The organism is Rossellomorea aquimaris (assembly GCF_008180865.1).
Lineage (GTDB): Bacteria > Bacillota > Bacilli > Bacillales > Bacillaceae_B > Rossellomorea > Rossellomorea yichunensis.
The window spans coordinates 999,690-1,022,344 of the sequence record NZ_VTEX01000001.1 but is presented as its reverse complement, the minus strand read 5'-3'; the positions used below and the strand labels follow the sequence as shown (position 1 = coordinate 1,022,344).

General features: G+C 40.2%; 26 protein-coding genes and 1 pseudogene. 5 read left to right on the top strand and 22 right to left on the bottom strand.

Features of this window, described 5'->3' with window-relative positions:
• Positions 1-15 precede the first annotated feature (15 nt).
• The 6 genes from FZC88_RS05060 to FZC88_RS05035 all read right to left on the bottom strand — a co-directional run bounded on the left by FZC88_RS05060 (position 16) and on the right by FZC88_RS05035 (position 4,470).
• The gene (locus FZC88_RS05060) at positions 16-846 is read right to left on the bottom strand and encodes an MIP/aquaporin family protein (protein WP_148993884.1); all 831 of its coding nucleotides are present in this window, start codon (positions 844-846) and stop codon (positions 16-18) included.
• A 161-nt stretch (positions 847-1,007) separates the two neighbouring features.
• Positions 1,008-1,568: a glycerol-3-phosphate responsive antiterminator gene (locus FZC88_RS05055; RefSeq protein ID WP_148993883.1), complete on the bottom strand. Its 561-nt coding sequence runs from the start codon at positions 1,566-1,568 to the stop codon at positions 1,008-1,010.
• A 137-nt stretch (positions 1,569-1,705) separates the two neighbouring features.
• A complete protein-coding gene (locus tag FZC88_RS05050) occupies positions 1,706-2,248 on the bottom strand; it encodes a GNAT family N-acetyltransferase (RefSeq protein ID WP_148968999.1) in 543 nt (180 codons plus the stop codon).
• A gap of 43 nt (positions 2,249-2,291) precedes the next feature.
• Positions 2,292-2,684, bottom strand: a complete 393-nt coding sequence (locus tag FZC88_RS05045; protein WP_148993882.1) for a VOC family protein — start codon at positions 2,682-2,684, stop codon at positions 2,292-2,294.
• Positions 2,685-2,785: 101 nt separating this feature from the next.
• Positions 2,786-4,018 carry an aminopeptidase gene (locus tag FZC88_RS05040; RefSeq protein WP_148994291.1) on the bottom strand — a complete coding sequence of 411 codons (1,233 nt, stop codon included), beginning with the start codon at positions 4,016-4,018 and terminating at the stop codon, positions 2,786-2,788.
• 20 nt (positions 4,019-4,038) lie between these two features.
• Positions 4,039-4,470 (bottom strand): HIT family protein, encoded by a 432-nt coding sequence (locus FZC88_RS05035; RefSeq protein ID WP_148993881.1) that lies wholly within the window; start codon positions 4,468-4,470, stop codon positions 4,039-4,041.
• A 112-nt stretch (positions 4,471-4,582) separates the two neighbouring features.
• Between FZC88_RS05035 and FZC88_RS05030 the strand changes: the two genes are divergently transcribed.
• Positions 4,583-5,086 carry a GNAT family N-acetyltransferase gene (locus FZC88_RS05030; protein WP_148993880.1) on the top strand — a complete coding sequence of 168 codons (504 nt, stop codon included), beginning with the start codon at positions 4,583-4,585 and terminating at the stop codon, positions 5,084-5,086.
• Positions 5,087-5,138: 52 nt separating this feature from the next.
• On the opposite strand, the gene FZC88_RS05025 is transcribed toward FZC88_RS05030, so the two are convergent.
• The 4 genes and pseudogenes from FZC88_RS05025 to FZC88_RS05010 all read right to left on the bottom strand — a co-directional run bounded on the left by FZC88_RS05025 (position 5,139) and on the right by FZC88_RS05010 (position 7,782).
• Positions 5,139-5,639 carry a CBO0543 family protein gene (locus tag FZC88_RS05025; protein ID WP_148993879.1) on the bottom strand — a complete coding sequence of 167 codons (501 nt, stop codon included), beginning with the start codon at positions 5,637-5,639 and terminating at the stop codon, positions 5,139-5,141.
• Positions 5,640-5,729: 90 nt separating this feature from the next.
• A pseudogene (locus FZC88_RS05020) lies at positions 5,730-6,744 on the bottom strand (serine hydrolase domain-containing protein).
• The gene (locus FZC88_RS05015) at positions 6,741-7,286 is read right to left on the bottom strand and encodes a GNAT family N-acetyltransferase (protein WP_148993878.1); all 546 of its coding nucleotides are present in this window, start codon (positions 7,284-7,286) and stop codon (positions 6,741-6,743) included. Before FZC88_RS05015 ends, FZC88_RS05020 begins: the two are co-directional and overlap by 4 nt.
• A gap of 13 nt (positions 7,287-7,299) precedes the next feature.
• Complete coding sequence (locus tag FZC88_RS05010) at positions 7,300-7,782, bottom strand: P-loop NTPase family protein (RefSeq protein WP_148993877.1); 483 nt, start codon at positions 7,780-7,782, stop codon at positions 7,300-7,302.
• Between the two features lie 191 nt (positions 7,783-7,973).
• Here FZC88_RS05010 and FZC88_RS05005 point away from each other — a divergent pair, with 191 nt between their 5' ends.
• Positions 7,974-8,366 (top strand): hypothetical protein, encoded by a 393-nt coding sequence (locus tag FZC88_RS05005; RefSeq protein WP_148969008.1) that lies wholly within the window; start codon positions 7,974-7,976, stop codon positions 8,364-8,366.
• A gap of 38 nt (positions 8,367-8,404) precedes the next feature.
• On the opposite strand, the gene FZC88_RS05000 is transcribed toward FZC88_RS05005, so the two are convergent.
• From FZC88_RS05000 to FZC88_RS04990, 3 genes are all read right to left on the bottom strand, one after another.
• Positions 8,405-9,418 carry a S66 family peptidase gene (locus tag FZC88_RS05000; RefSeq protein ID WP_148993876.1) on the bottom strand — a complete coding sequence of 338 codons (1,014 nt, stop codon included), beginning with the start codon at positions 9,416-9,418 and terminating at the stop codon, positions 8,405-8,407.
• An 81-nt stretch (positions 9,419-9,499) separates the two neighbouring features.
• Complete coding sequence (locus FZC88_RS04995; RefSeq protein ID WP_148993875.1) at positions 9,500-10,513, bottom strand: ABC transporter permease subunit; 1,014 nt, start codon at positions 10,511-10,513, stop codon at positions 9,500-9,502.
• Entirely contained in the window at positions 10,510-11,379 is an 870-nt protein-coding gene (locus FZC88_RS04990; protein WP_148993874.1) for an ABC transporter permease subunit, read from the bottom strand. Before FZC88_RS04990 ends, FZC88_RS04995 begins: the two co-directional genes overlap by 4 nt.
• A 244-nt stretch (positions 11,380-11,623) precedes the next feature.
• On the opposite strand from FZC88_RS04990, the gene FZC88_RS04985 reads away from it, so the two are divergent.
• Together FZC88_RS04985 and FZC88_RS04980 are read left to right on the top strand one after the other, a co-directional pair.
• On the top strand, positions 11,624-12,937 hold the full coding sequence (locus tag FZC88_RS04985) for a D-alanyl-D-alanine carboxypeptidase family protein (protein ID WP_148993873.1): 1,314 nt from the start codon (positions 11,624-11,626) through the stop codon (positions 12,935-12,937).
• 92 nt (positions 12,938-13,029) lie between these two features.
• A complete protein-coding gene (locus FZC88_RS04980) occupies positions 13,030-13,422 on the top strand; it encodes an SET domain-containing protein (protein WP_148969016.1) in 393 nt (130 codons plus the stop codon).
• 34 nt (positions 13,423-13,456) lie between these two features.
• Here FZC88_RS04980 and FZC88_RS04975 read toward each other — a convergent pair whose 3' ends face one another.
• From FZC88_RS04975 to FZC88_RS04945, 8 genes are all read right to left on the bottom strand, one after another.
• Complete coding sequence (locus FZC88_RS04975; protein ID WP_148993872.1) at positions 13,457-14,170, bottom strand: hypothetical protein; 714 nt, start codon at positions 14,168-14,170, stop codon at positions 13,457-13,459.
• 14 nt (positions 14,171-14,184) lie between these two features.
• Entirely contained in the window at positions 14,185-15,015 is an 831-nt protein-coding gene (locus tag FZC88_RS04970; RefSeq protein ID WP_148993871.1) for a hypothetical protein, read from the bottom strand.
• A gap of 209 nt (positions 15,016-15,224) precedes the next feature.
• The gene (locus FZC88_RS04965; RefSeq protein ID WP_148993870.1) at positions 15,225-16,049 is read right to left on the bottom strand and encodes an EcsC family protein; all 825 of its coding nucleotides are present in this window, start codon (positions 16,047-16,049) and stop codon (positions 15,225-15,227) included.
• A 72-nt stretch (positions 16,050-16,121) separates the two neighbouring features.
• A complete protein-coding gene (locus FZC88_RS04960; protein ID WP_148969018.1) occupies positions 16,122-17,393 on the bottom strand; it encodes a hemolysin family protein in 1,272 nt (423 codons plus the stop codon).
• Between the two features lie 42 nt (positions 17,394-17,435).
• Positions 17,436-17,846, bottom strand: a complete 411-nt coding sequence (locus FZC88_RS04955; RefSeq protein ID WP_148969019.1) for a MerR family transcriptional regulator — start codon at positions 17,844-17,846, stop codon at positions 17,436-17,438.
• Positions 17,847-17,951: 105 nt separating this feature from the next.
• Positions 17,952-18,434, bottom strand: a complete 483-nt coding sequence (locus tag FZC88_RS04950) for a YjdJ family protein (RefSeq protein ID WP_187443504.1) — start codon at positions 18,432-18,434, stop codon at positions 17,952-17,954.
• A gap of 165 nt (positions 18,435-18,599) precedes the next feature.
• Positions 18,600-18,764 carry a hypothetical protein gene (locus FZC88_RS23845; protein ID WP_187443357.1) on the bottom strand — a complete coding sequence of 55 codons (165 nt, stop codon included), beginning with the start codon at positions 18,762-18,764 and terminating at the stop codon, positions 18,600-18,602.
• A gap of 200 nt (positions 18,765-18,964) precedes the next feature.
• The gene (locus FZC88_RS04945) at positions 18,965-21,088 is read right to left on the bottom strand and encodes a penicillin-binding transpeptidase domain-containing protein (protein WP_148994290.1); all 2,124 of its coding nucleotides are present in this window, start codon (positions 21,086-21,088) and stop codon (positions 18,965-18,967) included.
• Between the two features lie 391 nt (positions 21,089-21,479).
• Between FZC88_RS04945 and FZC88_RS04940 the strand changes: the two genes are divergently transcribed.
• Entirely contained in the window at positions 21,480-21,866 is a 387-nt protein-coding gene (locus tag FZC88_RS04940) for a sporulation protein (protein ID WP_222928930.1), read from the top strand.
• 45 nt (positions 21,867-21,911) lie between these two features.
• Here the strand turns inward: FZC88_RS04940 and FZC88_RS04935 are convergent, their stop codons facing one another.
• Positions 21,912-22,613 (bottom strand): nucleotidyltransferase domain-containing protein, encoded by a 702-nt coding sequence (locus FZC88_RS04935; RefSeq protein ID WP_148994289.1) that lies wholly within the window; start codon positions 22,611-22,613, stop codon positions 21,912-21,914.
• Positions 22,614-22,655 lie beyond the last annotated feature (42 nt).

The window sequence follows — 22,655 nt, the reverse complement described above, 5'->3', positions numbered from 1 at the left end:
TATCCCTCCAAAAAATTAATTATCGATTGATAGCTGATGCACTTTTTGAGCTAAGCTGATCTTTCTGTCACTGGCATAAGCAAGTCCAAGTACTGCCAGTGTAACAACTAGGACTACCCAGAAGCTTGTTGTGACTTGTCCAACGAAGATGGCTTTATAAAATACGCCTCCAAATGAACCTCCCAGAACAGGTCCGACTACAGGAACCCAGGAATATCCCCAGTTGGATGGTCCTTTACCGGGAATCGGCAGCAGGAAGTGAGCGATGCGCGGTCCTAAATCACGGGCAGGATTGATGGCATACCCTGTGGTACCACCGAGAGAAATTCCGATAGCAATGATCAAGAAACCGACGATAAATGGATTAAGCCCATCTGTAAATGTATTCGCGCCTATAGATAATAATCCTACTACTAACACAAAAGTTCCAATGATTTCACTTAATAAATTTGAAAAATAGTGTGGGATGGCAGGTCCTGTAGCAAATACCCCCAATTTCACACCGGGATCTTTCGTTGCATGCCAATGGGGTAGAAAGTGTAGAAATGTAATCGCTGCCCCAATCATCGCTCCGATCATTTGAGCTAAGATGTACTGAGGAACCTCACCCCATGGGAAATCTCCATTAAAAGCCAGTCCAAGTGTAACAGCAGGATTTAAATGTGCCCCACTAAATTGTCCAACGGCGTATACACTCATGGCGACACCCAGACCCCATCCAAATGTGATGACAATCCAACCAGCGTTATAAGCAAATGATTTCTTAAGATTTACATTGGCACAAACCCCTGCACCAAAAATGATGAGTAAGGCTGTACCAACTACTTCTCCTAAAAATGCTGTCATGCTTTTTCCCTCATTTCATAATTTTTTAAAAATAAAAAGACTCACGGAATGCCCCTTGGAAATAGGCAGTTCACGTGAGTCTCTTCATCTCTTTCACAACGTATTAACTTGTGGATAATGTTACTCCACTATGAAAACGTTGTCAATACATTTTTCAGAATTTAATTCTGGTCAAAATGCTTCCATAGCACACGATCTGACGTAGTGATGGCGGTAGCACCAGCCTCAAGAGCGGATTCCACCTCTTCAACGGTATCAATTAGCCCTCCCGCAAAAATAGGTTTCCCCGTTTTTTCTCTTATTTCCGTAATGATTTTAGGGATGACTCCAGGAAGAACTTCAATGAAGTCAGGGTCTGTTTTATGTAGAAGCTCAATGCTGCGATTCATAGCACTTGAATCGATGACAAACATCCTTTGAGTGGAAAAAATACCTTTTTGTCTTGCTTTTTTAATCACATTTCCTTTAGTAGAAATGATGCCATAAGGCTTTATTTCCTGACAGATATATTCTGTTGCGTACTCATCACTGGATAGACCGTGGATTAAGTCTAAATGCAGGAACATTTTTCGGTTTTCCTTTCGTGCGAAATCGAATACACTCTTCAGCATTCCAACATGGAGATCGAGGAACACACCGTACTGGAAAGAGGTTTCGAGCATTTTATCAAAATCCTTCATGGACCGGATGGCAGGTAATATCTTCTGACCTTCAAAACTCACCTTCTTTTTCCCTCCCTTACTATTTTTAATGGTCTTTTTCACAAGGGGAAATTATATCATAAATAACTGTATCTTTCTTTAGGGAGCAGTTAAGACAAGGGCTAGTTTAGATAAAGAATTCATTAAGGAAAATAGCACTATTCCCAATTTCGCCCTTTTGTATCAACCCAATAGCGAAAAATCACATTACCATCTTCTTCGATAAAATCTTCATCCCTTACAGGGTCAGCACTTAAGATTGTCCGCTCCGAAGGTTTATTCCATGCATCACACACAATCAACACTTGATCGATTCCAATCGAGTGTGCTTTTTGGAGGGAAAGAGTCAGCAATTTAGTGGCAAAGCCCTTTCTCCTTTCAGAAGGTCTGATTCCATAACCGATGTGTCCTCCATTTTGCGAAAGTTTTTCCGTTAAGGAATGGCGAATATTTACGACCCCTAGTATTCGATCGGATTCTGAAACGAGCCAATAAGTCGAGTCAGGTACCCATCCATTCGGCAGGTTCTCTCCTTTTTCAGCAAGCAGTAAGGAGTCGACCATTTTGGAAAAGGGATTGGGATCTTTTTTGATGACCCAAGGGATCATGTCTCCTCCATTTGATTTCCATTCATTATAAAAATCAAGATACTCTTCTTCTAAATCAGTGGTTGGCTTAACTAATCTTAAGTGTTCATTCATAGCTATTCTCCATTCGTTAGCAGGATATTGGCCAGAGAAGACCTTATTTCTTTCCTAAAATGAATCCGATACGCTCTTGCATTTCTGTTTTACTTTGATACTGGAACAAACCGATTCCATTCCCCCATGGATCCTGAAAGGTTGCCCACTTCACTGGGACTTCTTCTCTTTCATGGATGTCAAAGTGCTTTATACCTAAAAGGGATGACAGTCTTTCCCGTTCTCTGCTAATATCTTCAACACCCAAACGGATGGGACCGGAATTGAGCGTTGGGGTCCCTTCCGCTACCTGGAGCCAACAGCCGGGAATGAGTTCCCATTCTGCAAATCCTTCGTGAGGAATGAAATCAGGAGTGCGATTTAATAAAGTCTCATACCATAATTGCCCTTTTTGCATATCACTTACGCGGACTTGTACAGTCATTTCATAAATCATCTAACCTCTCCTTTTATTAAGTGGAATTATTTAATCATCTATTTCATTTTAAGGTAGGGTGCTATAGGATGATATGATTTAGAAAATGTTGCAAAACAACATCAGATAGCCCAGTTCCCATTACGGAAAATAGCGATCTTTCTTCCATCACGGCACACTCCATCAATATTCATATGTTCTGAACCAATCATGAAATCTTCGTGAACCACACTTTCATTGAGTCCTTTTTCCTCCCGTTCTTCATCGGATAAGGTGTCTCCATCCTTTATACAAGTCGGGTAAGAGGAACCGATCGCTAAATGATTGGATGCATTTTCATCGAATAAGGTGTTAAAGAATAGAACGCCAGAATCAGAGATTGGTGACTGATGTGGTACAAGTGCCACCTCTCCAAGATAGGCTGCTCCTTCGTCTGTCAGAATCAATTTTTTCAGAATTTCCTCCCCTTCTCTTGCTGTGACTTTCTTAATTTCTCCATCTTCAAAAGTAAGGGTGAAATCGTCAATCACGTTACCATTGTAAGCAAGTGGCTTGGTACTTGAAACCGTTCCATTTACTCCGGTTTTTACAGGGACAGTATAGACCTCTTCTGTTGGCATATTGGCAATGAAATGTGTTCCTTCTGGTGTTTTACTTGCTCCTGTGAGCCATAGGTGGTCTTCGTGTAGTTCTATGGTAAGGTCCGTCCCTTCCGATTGGTAGTGCAGGCTTTTGAGCTTTAAATGATTGAGTTCGCTTGCTTTGTTGGTTAGGGTTTCGATATGTGTTTGCCAAGCAAGGACTGGATTTTCTTGATTGATACGGACGGATGTGAAGATACGGTCCCAAAGGCACGGGATTCTTTCTTTCTCTGGTAAATCTGGAAACACTTTGTCCGCCCATTTTTGAGAAGGGATGGCTACGATGGACCAGCTGATCTGGTCCTTTTCAATCGCTTCATAGAATCGGTCCAGAGCATCTCCACTTGCTTTTTCAAAATTTAGGATACGGTCTGGATCTATTCCTTTCAACAGGTCCGGATCATTGGCTTCTATTTGAAGGAAGGCTCCTTTATGGTCCACAACCCATTCATGCGCAGCAGCCAGCCAGCTTGGAAACTCGTAGAATGTGTCATCCGGGGCAAGTTCATAATGTGTTCTCATGATTTCCTCGTCATACCACTGAACATGCACGTTTCTTGCTCCGGCAAGATATGCTTCTTTTACAACAATGCGTACGAATTTTTCAGTTCCGAGTGGAGCAGAAATCCATAGGGGCTGATCATGCTGAACATTTACTCCCACTTTGATGGCGAGCTCAGCGTATTGTTTTAATTTTTCATCGAAATCTTTAATGAACGTCATATTATTTACTCCTATTCCAGTAATCTGCTTATGTAGGTTTTCAATTTCTTCTGGGTTTCTTCCAGGGATTCACTGTATATTTCAACGTCGGCCTCACCATAGAATAAGTCTCCGAATCTTTCCGCTTCCTCATTACGAGGGATAACATGCATATGATAATGGTTTAATTCGTTGTATATGCCTCCATTCTGGCAGACGGTAATGCCATTTGGTTCATATAGAGCCTGAATGGCTTGTTCTACTAGTTGTGAAGCCTTCATTACGGAGAGGCTTTCTTCTTCATTTAATTCCGTTACTTCCACTTTGTGTCGTTTGGGGAGAATTAGTGTATGTCCTGGGTGATACGGAACATGGTCCAAAAAGCAGGACACGTGTTCATTTTCGTATATAATAAATGCTTTCTCCTTTTCGGTTGCAAGGCGGCATCCGAGACAATCTTCCATTCATATACCTCCAATTTAAAGGATTTCCATCTTTAATGTCGAATTCTGTTTGAATAGCTAAAATTAATGCTCCTCTCATCATATCATGTAACAGAAAGAAGGTCAGAAAATAATGGAAATTCAATTACTCGATGAAAAACACGCCGAATTTTATTGGCAGCTTCGTTTGGAAATGCTGCAACAGAGTCCTTCGAGCTTCGGCAGCAGCTATGAAGAAGCGATTGCCCGTAAAAATCCAATTCAAATGACAGCAGAGAGGCTTGTACAAAAGGGCAGCTACACGTTTGGTTGCTTTGATGACGGAAAGTTAGTCGGATCGGTGACTTTTGTGCGTGAAGGAGCTTTAAAAATGAAGCATAAAGCTTCGATTTTTGCCATGTATGTATCCCCTGCTCATCGAGGGAAAGGGTTCGCAAGAGGGCTGCTTCAAGCTGCCATCACACAAGCTAAGGCCGAGGATGGCATTGAACAAGTCATGATTACTGTAGTCACAACCAATGAGACAGCGAAGGGGCTCTATCATTCTTGTGGATTCAAGCCTTACGGGACAGAAAAGCGGGCATTGAAATATAACGATGAATATTTCGATGAAGAATTGATGGTTTTGTTCTTATAACTCTTTTTACATTGTAAAACGGTGAGTCCCAAGATGTGGATTCACCGTTTTTTCATAGTACATGATAATCAAAGCTAATAAGTAAGAAACCAATGACGAATATTGATAGCATCAGTGCCCTAACAGGATTTCTGTAGTGAAGGCGCAGCATGGGAAACATAATAAAATAAAACAGTATGGTCCACCACAGGTTCCAGCCTTCGAAATATTCAATGGAATCCATTTTTCCCGCTGCCCATTCAATTAATGTAGCAACACCTATATATTTTAAATAATAGAGGATCTTCAATCTGATTTCTTCTGGGTAATTACTTAAAAAAAGAACCACAAGGCAAGGATAAGCGATCATCGTATAAAGAGAATCCGTCACAAACATATTGATGAAAAATCCATCTAATTCCCAAACCGCCTTCATCGTGTAACTGATATACTGATAAAACATATTGAAAAAACTAAAGTAATAGATGGTGGGCAGAAATTCTCTCCATCTATTCCAGGATCCCCACTTCAAGGAACTGAGAATAATTACTACAATGACTACAATATGAAACATGGGATCCCCCCATAACCCGACTCATAATATAGCCATTAGTGTTTCCGAATATTTGGTAATCCATTCCCTGACCTATTGTTTAATCATTCTTCAGGAAAATAGGTCTGCCACTTTATTACTGAACTCCCGTAAATAATAAAGGTATTGGTCCCCTCCGTAGTTGTATCGCTTGTTATACATCTTTGCCACCACCACATTATAAGCAGGAATAACAAGAATCGTCGGACCGGTGACACCTACTATTTGATAAGCACCTGAAGGTACCCTCCCCCCCAGTTCACTTTTATTTCGTGGAATATCTTGAACGTACCAAAACAGACCGTTCCCAGGAATAGTGGAATCAGAATACGAAACATTCTGAATGGTGGTGGCAGTCTCAATCACTTTAGAGGGGACGATTTGTCTTCCATTCATCATGCCTTTCTGAACATGCAGCTGCCCCCAGAGAGCAAATTCCCTGGGAGATACAAATAAATTCTTCTCCGTGCCATCTGAGACTGTCCCGAGTTCAGGGAGTGCAGGTTTATCAATGCGGTCGATGATAGGTACAAGATTTTCATCTGGTTCCGTTCTCCATCCCGTTTCACTAAACCCCAAAGGAGTAAAAACCCTCTCGTTTAAAAGTTGCGGGAACCCTTTCCCATAAAGTCGGTGAATTAATTTTGTCATTATATCCACACCCACGTTACGGTATGCCCAGCTGCTACCAGGCTTGAGTTCCCGAAATATGTATCCATATTCATCGGAATCGAGTCCGTGGGAATGGGTTACAAGATGACGGATCGTTGTGTCTTTATACAGATCTTTATCAAACTCAGGAAAATACTGAGTGATTGGATCATCTAGGCCAGAGATATATTTATCATGTAAAGCGTAGGCAATCGTAAGGCCTAAATAGCTTTCGGGCAGAAGCTACATTATATTGAGCCTTTTCTGTGATATGAGAAGAATTTTTTTCATGGGAGTGCCTTCCGCTATAATGCTCCAAAACAACTTGGTCATCTTTTATTATATAAAGGGATGCAGCAGAACTCCCGTTTTTATGTTTAATGTCTTCAACCCAGGAGATCAATTCCTTTAGTGGTTCTTGTACGGTCTTTTTCAAGACATCTTCCACTCGTCTGCGAGCATCCCATATACAATATGATCCACGAAATGATCGTAAATCCATTCTCTTTGCCTCAACTTCCCTTCTTCCTTGAAACCAAGACGCTCGGGTATTGCCCGACTGCGATGGTTGAATTCTGCAGCGGTTATCTCGACTTTGTTCATTTTATAGTAGTCAAATGCGTAAGTCGTGAGTCCCTTTGCAACTGTCGTCATAATTCCTTTTCCTTGGTAGCCTTCACCTAGCCAATAGCCGATGTATGCCACTTTGTTCGCCCAATCAAGTACGTTGAATCCCGCTACTCCAACTATTTCATTTTGATAAATGATGCCAGTAGTTAAGCTCTTATTATTCGCGAAGCCTAAACGTGTAGCTTTAATAAATTCCGTTGAATCCTCAACCGTTTTTGAGTAATCCACCCATGGGAGCCACTCACGCAGATAGGATCTTGACTGATCAGTCAGTTCATGGATTCGTTCAGCATCCTGTATATCGAGAAGCCTTAATTCTAATTCGTCGTTTAGTTTATATGTAAACATGCTGATTGCTCCTTTATCCTTTTTGGATGTTAACTTTATATTGATAGGGTTCGAGAATTCGCATGACGATGGGCTTTTCTTGCTCTTCGTAGTGGCGATTCCATCCATGCATTTTTCTAAGCATCGTTAAGGTTTGCTTGTAGTTCCCTTTTTTGAATCCATATTTCTCTTCGACGTAGCGTTTGAGTATCCTGTAGTTCCGCTTCCATTTAGGTGTATCAAGAAAGATGATAAGCTCTGCCTCTTCAAGACATTTGTACATCCATTCTTGGTAATGTACGCCTTCGATGATCCATGATTCCCGATTTAGTATTGAGGTAAGTATGTCACTTCGATGGGCTTCCGTATTTCTACTATCACCATCGGGGTGTCTTCTCCACATCACATCATCAAGTTCATAATAGGGAATCCCTTTTTCGCTTGAAAGCTTGCGAGCGAGTGTGGATTTTCCGCTTCCGACGGAGCCTATGATGTGAATTCTTTTAGGCGTTACCATAAACCCAATCCCATAATATCCTTATCTTGAGTGTTAAAGTCATTTGCGATCATTACAAAAAACTCCCTCATCTTCATTCTGGTCCTCATTAGTCTTCTAGAAGCTGCAGGCAATTTCCTTTAATATCTTGGAATTTGTTGGTCGTTATTGAAAGCTGTTTGATATAATACATAAGAATCGGGGGCGCTGAAATGGAAAAAATAAAACAAAATAAACTAATATATATCATGTTCTCCTTCACATCTGTGATTAATTTTCTAGTGTTTTGGTTAGACCCAAAATCCTACATGTATCTGGTCATCAGCCTTATCTTTTTTATGAATGCCTGTGTTTTCTTTATCAACAGCAGGGAACAGGATGGCGACTACTGGAGACGATGGGAAACCATTCGAAATAAAGGGAAATGGTTCTTTTCAGTTGTATATGGGTCGTTGTTTACTGGATTGGTATTTTCAGTGATTCTGTATGTAGTGGTCAGAGACTACCTTCCCCTTTTAATCGTATGCTGTGTAGCAGGCGGATGGGTATGGGGATACATCATGTGGATGTTGAATGAAAAACGATATAATTTTTTGAAGAAGTAAGCAGAAAAAACGTCCTGGAGCAGGACGTTTTTTATTGGTTATTTGAATGATTGTATGACTTTTCCTTTTCCACCTGAAACTTCTACCTCTCCATATGCTCCATTGATAAATGTAATTTGAGGAGGCTGATGCCCACAGTCAATATCATACACGATTGGAATCTGTAGCTCGTCTGATAGCTCTTGGTAGACATCTTCAATCATATAATCACCAACAGGCGTGTTGCTAGCACTTCTTCCAAAGAGAATTCCGGAAGATTGTTCAAACCAGCCGGCTAATTTCATCTGTAGTAGTGAACGGCGAAGATCAGCTGTCGTTAATTCACAGTTTTCAAAGTACCACAGGATGGATTCATTCTTTATATGCTTCTCTCTAAAGTCTGCTATATTTCCGTAAGGCGTTCCGATCAAATGCCTGATGACATCTATGCAGCCTCCGAGTAGACGTCCATTGACCTGTACATCTTGTTTCCCTGCGGTTTTCCAAACAGTTGGCTCTGTTAAGTGAAAAACTGTTGGAGAAGGCTGGTCGTGATTCCATTCTTTTTGATAGTGTTGGGATGAATACTGAATAACAGAAGACCCTTCTTTCGTAGAGAGAACGGATTCCCATTGTGCCGTCGTTGGATCGGAGTACTCCCCTCTTAAATCAACAAGATTGGTTCCATGTGCAGTGGCGATTCCGGTTTTTAATGTTAGTGCCAGTAAGAGCACACACGTGTCGGAATAACCCAGCAGCCATTTCGATTTGATTTTTTCATAATCAATGAGGTCCAGGATTTCTATGAGAAGTTGACCTCCCCATGGTGGGATGACAAGGGAGATTTCTTCGGCCTGCAACATTTGGTTCAATTCTGCCGCTCTTTTTTGAGCAGAGGAAGATTTAGCTTTACTCTGCGTCCACACAGTCTCTCCGCACTGAACAGTGTAACCTTTGCTTTCCATTTTTTCGATCGACTGCTTGAGAATGTCATGTAGTTCCGAGGGTACTCCCGATGAAGGGGCGGTCACACCTAGGGTTGCGTGTTTTTTTAGTATTGGGTATGTAATCATAATCTCTCTCCAAACTTTTTTAGATAATTTTACCAGATTGGTAGACTTGCTACAAGAGATGGGGATGTGAATGGTTAAACATCATTTACGCAGTCCCCTTAATGTAAAACTTTCTTCATTCAATTCCACTGGTTTATAAGTCTCATTGTCCCTTAGAGTTACTGTTGGATTACTCCTTGAAACATTTCTCTCCAAGATTCTCTCTAATGAATGAGCGATTCCATTCAGCAAGAGAATGGTGAGGGCGAAACAGATCATGGGCATGAGAAATATCCACCACGCATTGTACAATTCTGAATAATTTGTTCCCATCAATCCTGACCATTCCTGGACGAATGGCTTCGGTGGATGGCAAAATGGTTGATAGCAGATATCTGTTCCTCCGAAAAACAAAGTGAAAAACCCCAAGTGAGCAATGATCAGAAGGACTTGTATCACAATTTTGGGATAAATGACAAATAGCCGGTTCTTAAGATGAGGCATAAGATGCTTATAAAATATGTAGAAAGAACGTGCACCAAGGACCCTTGAGGAAATGATGAATTCCTCTTGAAGAATCTGTTCAGCTTCGCTTGCGATCAAGATGGCGGTCGTAGGAGTGACGATGATGGCCAGAACGACGATTTCAACGACCATCCTTTCTACTAGCGAAGTCTGAAACCCTTCCATAGGCTCCCACAGTAAAGGGTGAAGAATGTTATAAGCTATAATCGATTGTGGGATGAAATAAAGTGATGTAAAAACCTTCTGAGTGACGATTCTGAGCCTGCTTTTCGTGAATCCTCCTGCAATTCCAAACAGGAAAGCCAGAAGAAAACTAAGAAATGATATAGTGATGGCTGCACCTAACGTATATTGTGCTCCTTGAATGATTTTATCGGTCATATGATAGCCATCTCGATCTGTTCCAAAAGGAAACTGAATGGATGGCGGGAAAGGTGAATCTCCAAGGACTTTTCCTTCATCATTGAACAGGATGAGAGTCTGTGAAATTTCCTCATTTGAGAGATTGTACGCCATACTCCAAGATAGAAGAACAATGAGTATACTTGAGAAACCAATGAAGCTCATCCAATCATAACGATTCGATTTCATAGGCTCATCTCCTTCCCGATTTTCTTCCCAATGAGTGCCTGAAGGCTTTTTAGCACAAGATAGAGCGGAATGAACAGGAGAATGGAAGTTATCGCAAATATGGAAGGCTGATTGTAGGAAAATAAGAATGAAGTGACACCAAATACATTAAACAGATATTCCAAAACAAGTAGATTCGAAAGCATCATCCAAACGATTTGTTTGCCGTGATAGGTTAAACTGATCAACACATTTCGAATCGTATGGCTAAAAAGTATAGTAAACCTCCCAAGTCCTTTGCTTTTCGCCAATTCTATATAAGGCTTCCCCTCCTCATCCTTTAAGAAGACAATCATGTTGGTGAAAAAGAAAAATGTAGGAAGTATACATAGAGTGATAGCCGGTAGCAGTATCACCTGGTTTTCACCTACTGATGCCACGTCTAAGATCAAGATTCCGGTTTGTTTAAAATACCAGACGATCCCCAATTGAAAAAGAGCAATCACGAAAAGATCGGGTAGACCCCCTATTAAAAAACCAACTGTCTGAATACCTTTTCTGAAATATTCCCCCAAAGAATAATAACCGATTAATAATATCGTAGAAAGCAATATGGAAATAACCAGAGCCAGAAAAAAGATCCTGATACTGCTCCAATAGGCTAAAAATATAATGGGAAACAAACTTCTTTCCTCCCCGGAACTCGGGTTCTCGTAAATGATCGCTTGCGGTGTCAGAAGCTCTTCCCCGACATCCATCAACACAACGAAAAAACGATGTAATGAAAACGTCTGACCCTCAAACAGTGCAGACGTTGCACTTACCAATATAATCCCAAACAAAATCAACCCCAACTCAAAACATACCTGCCACACTCTTCTCACCATACAGTTCCATCCCTTTGTCAGTTTAGGGACGGACCTCCATTTATCCAAAGAATGGGACACTCTTATTTCCAGGGTTCAATGGAGGTCCGTCCCTCTTATTATGGTAACATTTTACTTTTTTGCGTGAAACAATTATTTACAATAATATGAACGATTTGAAAAGGTTGTGGTGAATTGGGGTGTTTGTGAGGCTTGTATGGTAAAATAATTTGGTTGCGTAAAATTGTTTTTTGGAGGTACTGATTTGAAAAAGAATATGGTGAAGCATAGCCTGTCGGTTTTGATGATATCCCTTATGGCCATGACGCCTTTTCAGCAAACGGCGCATGGGAAGACAAAATTAGATATTAATGCAGATGCTGCGATTTTAGTGGAAGCAGATACCGGTAAGATTGTGTATAAGGAACATGAAGATCAGCTCCTCGGAATTGCCAGCATGACGAAAATGATGACAGAATACCTTGTGTTAGAAGCCATTGAAGAAGGAAAGATTAAATGGGATCAAAAGTATAAAGTAAGCGACAAAGTCTATCAATTGGCGAATGCACCCGGCTTGAGCAATGTCCCCTTAAGAGCGGACGGAGAGTATACAGTAAGAGAACTGTATGATGCCATGGTGATCAAATCAGGAAATGGTGCAGCAATTGCACTTTCCGAAGTTGTAGCAGGTTCCGAGGGTGAATTTGTAAAGCGGATGAATGCAAAGGCGAAGGAACTCGGCTTTGAAAATTATCAATTTGTTAATTCTTCCGGTTTAAGTAACTATGATATGCTCGGCATGTTTCCAAAAGGAACCGATGTGAATGATGAAAACATGGTATCGGCTGAAGATATGGCCACTTTGGCGTATTACCTCATTCATGATTTTCCGGAAGTATTAGAAACATCGGGTCTCTCTTCCAAAATCTTCAGACCGGGTACAGATGAAGAACTCGTTATGAAGAATACAAACGGCCTATTGAAAGATAAATCTTATTTTTATAAAGGTGCAGATGGATTAAAGACAGGTACGACACCCTTTGCAGGTTCTACTTTTACCGGAACTGCAGAGCGGGATGGGGTACGATATATTTCAGTCATCTTAGATGCCAAAGATGAATATGGTCAGCCCAGCAGTGCCGAGCGATTTATTCAAACAACAGAACTTCTTGATTATGGATTTGATGAGTTTGAGACGGTTAAATATAGTTTGAGTGATATTGATAAGAATAAGGAACCAACGTTAGAGGTTCCTGACGGTAAAGAACAATCGGTAACCATCAAGATAGACAAGCCTCTCTCCATTCGAGTAACAAAAGATGAGAAAGATAAAGTGAAAACTTCAGTCAAATTAGATGAAGAAAAGCTTAATGATGATGGTACCCTTCAAGCTCCAATTGAAAAAGGAGAAAAGATCGGAGAAATGATAATTGAAACCCCGGAAAAGAATGAGTATATCTTTGATGAAAAACAGCCTTCCTATAAAGTTGATATTTATGCCGCTGAATCAGTAGAAAAGGCTAGCTGGCTAGTACGAAGTGCACGAAGCATTCAAGCATTTTTTGGGAATTTGTTTTAAGTAGGCAGGCCACAATAAAGATTGGATGTTGCATTTCTATCCAGTTCGTGTCAAGCTTACTAAGTTAAAGGATTTAGAAAGAAGGTGGCATAATGATCGAAGTGAAAATATCGTCCCTTAGTGACGGTGATCTTAATCGCGGCGTTTTTGCAAAAAGAGATATAGCCAAAGGAGAGCTGGTTCATGAAGCACCAGTCATCCCCTATCCCAATGAGGAACATGAACATATTGAGAAAACGTTCCTGGCGGATTATGTATTTGAATACGGAATCAATCATACAGCACTTCTATTAGGTTATGGAATGTTGTTTAATCATTCTTATACACCTAATACAACTTATGAGATAAATTTTGATAACCATACCTTCGACTTTTTTGCCTATAAAGACATTCAAGCTGGCGAAGAATTGCTCATTAACTATAATGGCGAAGTGGATAATGATGAACCACTTTGGTTTAATAAAGATAAGAACGAAGATGAATAAATGAAAGGGACTTCCATTGGAGGTCCCTTTTACTTTACTGACTAATGAGTTTCAGGAATTCAGGTTCTGGTTTCATTACCTTTGTCCCTTTATCCGATTTTATATAAATTTCCTTGTCTCCTTCGTAAAGGACTTCAACTGTTACATGATCAAACTTATAGGTTTTTATTTGCGAACGCGGTTCGATTGATTGGTCATCCCATTCAATGCCATCATTAATAAAATCAACCAAGGACTGAATGATTTCTTTATCAATCATCTTTTGGCAAGGTCCATTACCAGAATCCACATATACGCATGCGCTTTTGGGGATCCCCTCTATCCAAACAGATGAATGATAAATTGGATGGGTGTCAAACGTGACTTCTGTATGGTCTTCCCCTTGATTAAAATGGGATGAGATTGATAACTCCCCATCAAAGCCTACTTTTCTCCAGATAGAATAAAAGCCGCTCCAATCATTTTCAGCTTCAGGATCATCAAGTGCTGATCCTGATTCGCTTATCTCCCACCCCAATTTTGGAAGTTCATCAAGATAAAAATCATATATATGCACCCAGTGATTGCCTTTCATTTTATAATCAATCATTGTCGGTTCCAAACCATCATATAAAGGGATGTCATCATGTTCTTCAGGAATGACCGTCATTCCCTCATACGTCCGGTCAGTCACCTTTTGATAGAAATACCCACTAAGGATCATAAAGAAAAGTACGATAAGCGAAAATAACCACTTTTTATTTTTCATAGGAACCTCCTTTATTACCGTCTAAAGATTATGACGGACGTGTCAGTTTGCCCCCATGATGCTAATACATCTTCTATCTTTAAAATTTGCCACGGATTAAACATCGTTTGTCCGTGCTTATTAAAGACATAGTTCCCTGTCAGTACATAGGCCGCATGAATGGGTTGTTTGTGTTGATTGAACCAAACGAATACATCACCTTGCTTATATTCAGTTGTATCAACTGGAGAATACTCGGCCCGTTCAAGGATCAATAGCAAATCTTCCCCCTGCATCCATTGGTCTTTATAAGCTTGGTTCTTTGTCACAGCCGTAGCGACTGCAGCGAAACAGTTGGGGCCATTCTTGAATGAAAAGGTATCGATCAATCGTTGAAGATGGGGAGCCTGATTGGATATGGCTTGTTTCCTTTCTGCAGACAACCCTTTCCAGATGGATTGTTCATCTATCCACAAGGCTCCGTAGTTTAATAGAAACGTAAATTGTGTTTTTTCTGAAAGAGAATACCAGAGGACCCGATGTAATAGGATGATCTCTTCGCCTGTATCAAGTGTGGTAGCAGGTATGTCCAGTGTAGGGACTTGAAGTAATTCACATAGATCTTCTAAGGTGAAAAGGAGTCCTCTTCCAAGTTCCCATTGCTGTCTCACAATGTCATCTTGTGTTTCTTTTTCCAATGATACAAATAATTCTGGAGCCACTTTAGAATAGAATCGAGCATTTTTCCTAATTCCCCAAGTAGCATAAGAGGTTCGGAGGTCTATAGGTACCTGGGAATAATCAAGTGAATCCATGGACTCCATAGGAAGCGAATCATAATCATCAGCAAAATAAAACCACTCCACCTCAGGAATGAGCCTCCTCCCCCAATTCCTCAAAGTATCTATATCTATCGTATAACCATTTATATTCATCACCATAGTAACATCCCCAAGTTTTCTTCAATCTTAGCATGAATTTCCAATTCATCAACATAAAAAAGATCAGAGGGACGGACCTCTGATCTGCATTCACCATTAAAAAAGATTGATATATAACCTTTTCTCCAGAATAGTTAAATTTCAGAGGTCCGTCCCTCTTCCAGCTTCTCCAAGATCCGTCTTTTTCGGTAGAGCATACGACCGGTTTCGCCAATGTCTGAGATCATGGATTTGTTGATGAAGGAGCCGAACAGGATTCCTGCTATGGGAATCATTTGGAATAGTTTTTTCCAGCCGAAGTTGTCACGGAAGCTGGTCATTACTTCCCTCCAGCCTTGCAGCTGGGAAAGGGTCTGTTCTCTCTTCTCCCTATCCTTTTTGTTGAAGTCCGATAGTTCCTGAAGGATCGCTTGCTTCCCGACAATATCAGAGGAAACGAATTGTAAGCATTTAATAATGAAAATACGCTCCTGTTGATCATTCGGGTCGTACCCGTAACTTATAGCGATTTCCTGAAGAGTCTTAAGTGATATGCCGAGGATGAAAGGTATATCAATACTTAGAGTCAGGAAGCCACCGATTCCGGTAGTGGCCCCCTGGGTCATCGCAACCTTCTTTCTCATACCCACTATCCCTTCGCTTACTTCATCCATATCATAAATGGGCAGCTTTGCGATCTCTTCTACTGTTAAATGAGGATTGGCTGTTTTCTTAGTAAATCGCTTAATGACTTCTTTCTCGCTTGTAAGGTAACTTCCGCCCTTTTGTATGAAGCTTCCTAATTCATCCAGTGCTTGTCCAATCTTGTTATGCACCATTTGAGGAGTGATCCGGTCCAGGATCATAAAGGGAATGCGCCCGAGCTTCTCCCAAAACCATAATCCTTTTTGATCATCCGCCCATTTATTTACGACTTCCAGTTCCCGTAAAAGAGCTTCTCTTGTTTCTGTCTCATGCATATAACAGCATCCTCCTGTTATCAATAATGAACCAAAAAAATAACAGGCAATGAAGAGCCTGTTATTTCCTGCTTATTGAACAATATCTTCGGTGTTTTCTTCTAGTATTTCAACTTTAATCGTACGTACCCGGCGATTATCCACCTCTTCTACGCTCACTTTCAAGTTTTCATAGTCGAAGCTGTCACCTTCTGATGGAAGGTCTTCAAAGCTTTCAACGACCCATCCACCAAGTGTATGGTAAGAACTTTCAGGCTCTGGCACATCGAGTAACTCTGTAAATTCATCCAATTGATATTGGGAATCGAATTGATATTCTTTTTCACTGATTTTCCTCATAGAATGAGTTTTCTCATCTTGCTCATCCCAGATTTCCCCTACAATCTCTTCCAGGATATCTTCAAGAGTGATGATTCCGGTTGTTCCACCAAATTCATCCACTACAATGGCCATATGCACATTGTTCTTTTGAAGCTTAGTAAGAAGAGTCGAGATTTTAACAGATTCAAATATAAACATTGGTTCCCGAATCAATTCCCGGATGTTTACTTCACCGAATTTGATCAAATGAGTAAAGAACTCTTTCTCTGAAAGAATTCCGATCACATTATCAATATGATCCTCGTAAACCGGAATTCGAGAAAATCGCTCTTCAAAGAACATTTCCTTAATTTCTTCAATCGGTTGATTCACTTCAACAGCCTTGACATCGATCCGGGGTGTCAAAACCTCGGTTGCAAGGATATCATCAAAGTCCATCGAGCGGTGAATCAATTCTCTTTCTTCTTTATCGATGACTCCTTCTTCTTCACTAATATCAAGCATCACTTTTAATTCTTCCTCTGTGACAGACGGCATCTCGTGATTTTTCGAGAAGAACTTCGATACCAACTCTTTTAGTTTGATAAAAAAGAAGTTAATCGGTGTAAGAACTTTAATTAAGAAAAAGAGCACGCCTGATATGGTCAAAGAATAGGTTTCAGCATTTTCTTTTGCCAATGATTTAGGCAGGATTTCACCAAAAATCAGAATTAATAAAGTCATGACAAAAGTACTGATGACAAGACCCGTGTTTCCTCCAAAAATATCTGTCGCAAGCTTTGCTGAAATACTGGCTGCGGCAATGTTCACGATGTTGTTTCCAACTAATATCGTAGACAGGGCTTTATCAAAGTTTTCAGCAATATAATGAGCTTTAATGCTCCCTCTTCTTCCCTCACTTACAAAGTTCTTAAGTCTAATCTTATTCACGCTTGAGTAAGCCGTTTCCGCCGATGAAAAAAAGGCAGATAAAAGTATTAATGCTCCTAATAATACTAATGAATTCAGTGGTATATCGTCCAAAAAAAAGTCACTCTCCTGTAGTTGTTTATCTATTATGCTGGATTAACCAGAAAAAACCATTAATGTTTGGAATAAGGCCAAAGCCTGTGGGGATACTTGTTTTAACATGCGTTTACGTTCATCATCACCCAGGGCTTCCATAGCCTGTAGGACCTCATGTAACTCGTTATGCAAATGATCCATTTCATTTCGAATATGGTCAACTTGTTTTTCTAAAATAGAGGGATCTACATCCTCAGATTTCATTACCGTTATTCGATCTTTGATTTCATGTAATGTCATTTTCATCTGCTGACATTGTTCAATCATCTTTAAGTCAGCTAACGCATCTTCGTGATAGTACCGATAATTATTACGTGATCGATCGCATTCCAATAAACCCATTTTTGTATAATAATCAATCGTCCTTTTGGACACTTGACTGTGTTTTGATAGTTCTCCTATTCGATACAACTTCCCAAGGACATCACCTCTAGAGTAGTATACTTTATTTAAGGTAAACCGTACAGTTAAACGTTATGGTTTTATGTAAAAAGAATTTAGAGAACCTACCCCTTATCATGCTTGTTTGGCTTGCTTCTTCATACCTAGAGATGACGAGAAGTGAAAAAGAGTGGCGAGAATGATCAGGAAAAGTCCCATTGAGACAAATAACCAAAAAAGAATGTTCCCGCCTGTTGTAGGGGAGGACACGATAAATGCGCTCATCAAAAGATACATCACTCCAAACAGAATTAGAAATAATGGAAAGCCACGATGTTTAAGAAATCTGTATCCAAGTAGAACTAAAAGGTAACTGGCGCTCATCATCATCATGCTTGGAAACAGTGGTGAAAACTTCGCAGCGTACACAAAGAAATCGAGATCCACTATCTGCTCCTTCGTTGAAATGCTACCGTAAATCATCTCACTGAACGGAGTTGAATACTTCCATTCCCAAGGGTCATCCAACAGCGCACTCCCCTCATACCAGGAAAACAATGCCGTAAATCCAAAGACCAAAAAACCAACACCCACCTGAGACCAATACTTAATGGACATGAAATTTCTCCTTTCTTTATAGAGGGACGGACCTCTCTTATGAACGTTGATATGCATCTTACTAATTTTACCATAGTGGAAAGCAAATAAATGTCTTATTCCCTCTCTTTGCTGAGGGTTTATAGTCATTAAAAAACGCCAGGAGGCTCCCCCTGACACATTTGCTTACTGTCCGCCAGTAAACCAGCTGCCGGCTTTCACTCGTTCTTCTTCCTGGATCTGTCTCTGGTTTTGATTTCCTGCTTCAAAGGAGTTCTTTGAAAACGTTCTTCTTAGAAGCCCACTTAGTAATCCGAATCCGACGGCAATACCGATGATCCACCATAACATATGATTCACCCCCATCAACTGAAGATATCTATATATATGTACGTTTTATAAATGGATAAGTTTCACGTTTACTTGAAATTCAGAATTCCAGTAAATGTCTTGGTAGTTAACTTCAACCCACTTAGCAAAAAATTAAAAGTAAGTACAAGAAGACCCAAAACAAAAACGCAATCCTTCAATATATAGGATTGCGTTTTTGTTTATTCCTCTTCAGTTCCTTGTTCTTCTGTCTCTTCAAGTTGATCGGCATTACGGACCTCTTCTTCTGTGGATGAGTCAAAGTATCCGTCTTTTTCGTATTGCTTCTTCAACTCGAAGTATTTGTCCATTGCACGTTTGGCGATGGTTTTGTTTACGTAAGGATCTTTGTTCTGGTGTGAATATGGTAACACAACTGAAAAGGCTACTTCAGGGTTGTTGTAAGGCGCGTAGCCGATTAGAGTGGTGTTGAATGTTTCATATTGTCTTTTTTCTTCAGGGCTATAATAGAAAGCTTCTGCCGTTCCTGATTTTGCTGCAGCATCATAAGGTGCACTTCTAAAGTTATTGGCAGTACCATTACTTCCATGAGCGACTTGATAAAATCCTCTCTGTACCTGCTGTATTTCTCTTTCTGTTGCATCAATACGATTTAAAACTTGGGATTCGTTTTCATATAGGAGAGGTCCAACTTTATCTCTCTCTTGGCTGGGTTCACGAATTTCTTTCATGATATGTGGCTTCATGCGATAGCCTCCATTAGCAATGGTGGAAGCATACTGGACAAGTTGCATCGGTGTGTATAAATCATATTGCCCAATGGCAAAATCCATTAACATACCTGGTTTCCGTTCGTTCCCTTTAAGCCCTTCTACTTCTCCTGGTAGATCTATTCCTGTTTTTACTCCTAAGCCAAACTGACTATAGTAATTTCTCATAGTATCAAAGGCATCAGTGTTAATGTCCAAAGGTTGATTAGGACGATAAGTTCCATCTGCAATTTTTATTGCTGTTTTAAACATATAGACGTTAGACGAAATTTCAAGAGCTTGTATATCGCTAAGATATCTCGATCCATTAAACCAAGATTTTTTTACTGGCGTATCCTTTATCTTAATCGGTTCATCATAAAGCACATCCCCTACATTCAACGCCCCAGTCATATACCCCGTCAATACAGTAGCTCCCTTAACCGCAGATCCCACTCCATACTCAGAAGTGAATGTACCTAAAGCATAATCCTGCATCTCCGTCTTTCCATCTGCATTCTTTCCATATTTCTTTCCGACCATGGAAAGGATTTCACCTGTGTGTGGATCCATCATGACAACAAATGCCCGATCCAGGAATGGAGATTCCCAATATTGGGATGCCTGTTTGCTCAGCTCTTCTTCCACAATCTTTTCGATTTCTTTTTGAAGCTGGAGATCGATGGTCAATACGACATCCTTCCCACTGTGACCTTCGCTGACGAGCTGTGTATCAAGGACGCTTCCATTTTTCGTGATGTATTCGATTTCTTCCTTCTGACCTTTTAGAACGTTTTCATACTGTGATTCGAAATAACTGGTTCCAACACGGTCGTTAAGTGCATATCCTTGAGCTTTGAATTCATTGACAAGTTCACTTGGGAGCCCCTGTTGTGCGGTCGAGACTCTTCCGAGAATCGTTCTCAACGTACTATCATTCACATATTTTCTTTCCCAGTCCGTGGTAACGTTAACACCTGGCAACTCTGAAAGACGTTCACTGACTCTTGCCATTTCTTCCATGGAAACATCTTTGTTTTTGATGATTTGAGGAGTAAGGGCATAACCAGTATTAAATTCGCGGAAAATCGCCAGAACTTCCTCTTCTTTTTTATTAAAAGATTTGATGTTCTCTTCGGTTATCCTCTGGAGCTGCATTTCATAAACCTTTTTGTTCACATCATCTTTTGTAAGATCTTCATCATCTTCAAGTTTCTTCAATTCATCTTCTGACACCAGATTCTCTGCTTTTTCTAGATGACTCAATAACCAGAAATCTTTTCGATCTCGATCTGTAATTTTGTCTGGTTCCATCTCGATTAACTCAGCCAATTGTCTTGCTACTTTCAACATATCCTCTGGCTTTGTCGTTTGTGTTCTGGTGTAAGTGATTGCATTTAAAGGTACGTTGTCCACGATTACATTTCGATAACGATCATAGACTTTTCCTCTTGGTGGTGTTCCATTATGTGATTTCACATTTTCGGTTCTTGCAACTTCCGCTTCATAATGGTTTCCCTGCACGATTTGTACAATCCCAAGACGAAGAATCAGAAGTGAAAAGAGAAAAAAGACCGTAATAAACAGTAAATTCATTCTCAAAGGCACATGGGTTTTTTTCTTTTTCTTCTTTTCCTTCAATTGAATGACCCCTTCACAAGCTAGTATTTTACCAAAATATGATAATGTTCTAGTCCTATTTTATAGAAATTCAGACTATATTTCTACCTCTTTATGGTATAAATTCCAATTAGTATACTCATCCGGGGTATGATTCATTATCTGGGGAAAAGTGTTTGGAGGTTGAACGTTGGAAAAAACCCATAACGCTTATGAATAACGCGAAATATGTCGAAGAAGGATTATAGACAGGAGGGCTTCTTTTCTTTTAGAATATAGTCGTAGAAAAGGTGTAGAAAAGTGAAACCAAAGCTCTCCTTATTGCGTAGAATTGGTAACTAGATGAATGAGAGGTTGAATGGCTGTTATGTTTAGTAAACTGATGTGCAGGTTCGGTATTGGTGCAACAAAGATTGATTTGGTATTGAACAAAAAAGAGTTCTGCCCGGGAGACGTCATTAAAGGGGAATATGAACTTACAGGAGGACGAGTGGAGCAGAAATTAAAAAGGATCGAGACCGACCTTTTACAGTACGATCAGAATAGTGACCGCTCATCTGTTCTTCATCACAATACTATATTAAGCTCATCAACGATGAAAGCAAACGAACAACGCACCATTCACTTTTCGTGCAGACTTTCAGATTCATTTCCACCGAGTAGTGACAATGTTTCTTATAAGTTTGTCACCCGACTGGTCTTCGACGATGGTGTAAACAGTGTCGATCATGATGAGTTTCAGATAGTAGTATAATGACAGAATTGAAATGAGCCCTTCTTCTTGAAGGGCTTTTATAGTTTACTTCTTTCCTAAAGAAAATCCTTCGAACAAACGTCCTCCGTGTGGTTCCAATACAGAGTCCACCAACCTTACAATGAGTTGTTTGTTCCCATTTTGATAAAAGTGGTCGAAAGCTTCTACATATTCCTCTGCAAAGCTTTCATCATATTCTTTCAATGCCCGTATAATCCATTTCGAGGCACCAATCCAATGACCTTGGGTTCTGAGTACAAACTCATGAAGGGATTCCCCAATGGAGCCCGCGATAAAGATGCTTTCTCCTCTCTCCTCTGATCCAATAAAATCATCCAAAGCATCAGTAAGGAAATATCTCTTCATATCAATCGTTTGAGTGTTCCATTTTGGAGGTCCGTCCCTCAAAAGAATATTTGCTTCTTCTTTGAGGCGTGAAATGAAGGGATGATCGATGATGGGGATTCCTTCTGATACCATCCTTGGCAATGAAGGTCGGGCTCTATGACAGTCTTTTTGGAAATAGTCCCGAATCGTTTCACTCGTGTGGACGAAGGCTTCAATCGGCCATCCATGTAAGTTGAAAGATTCCCGGTATTCTGAACGGAGGGTTCCGTCAATGATGACAATATCTAAATCGGATGTACTTGTTTCTTCTCCCCTGACCACACTGCCACCGAGAAGTGCTGCCTGACATGTTGGAAAGGTCTCTAATACAAATTTCTTGGCTGCTTCAATTGCAGGCAGTCTATTCATTTTTATCCCCCTTTCATTATTAAATCTTTCAAA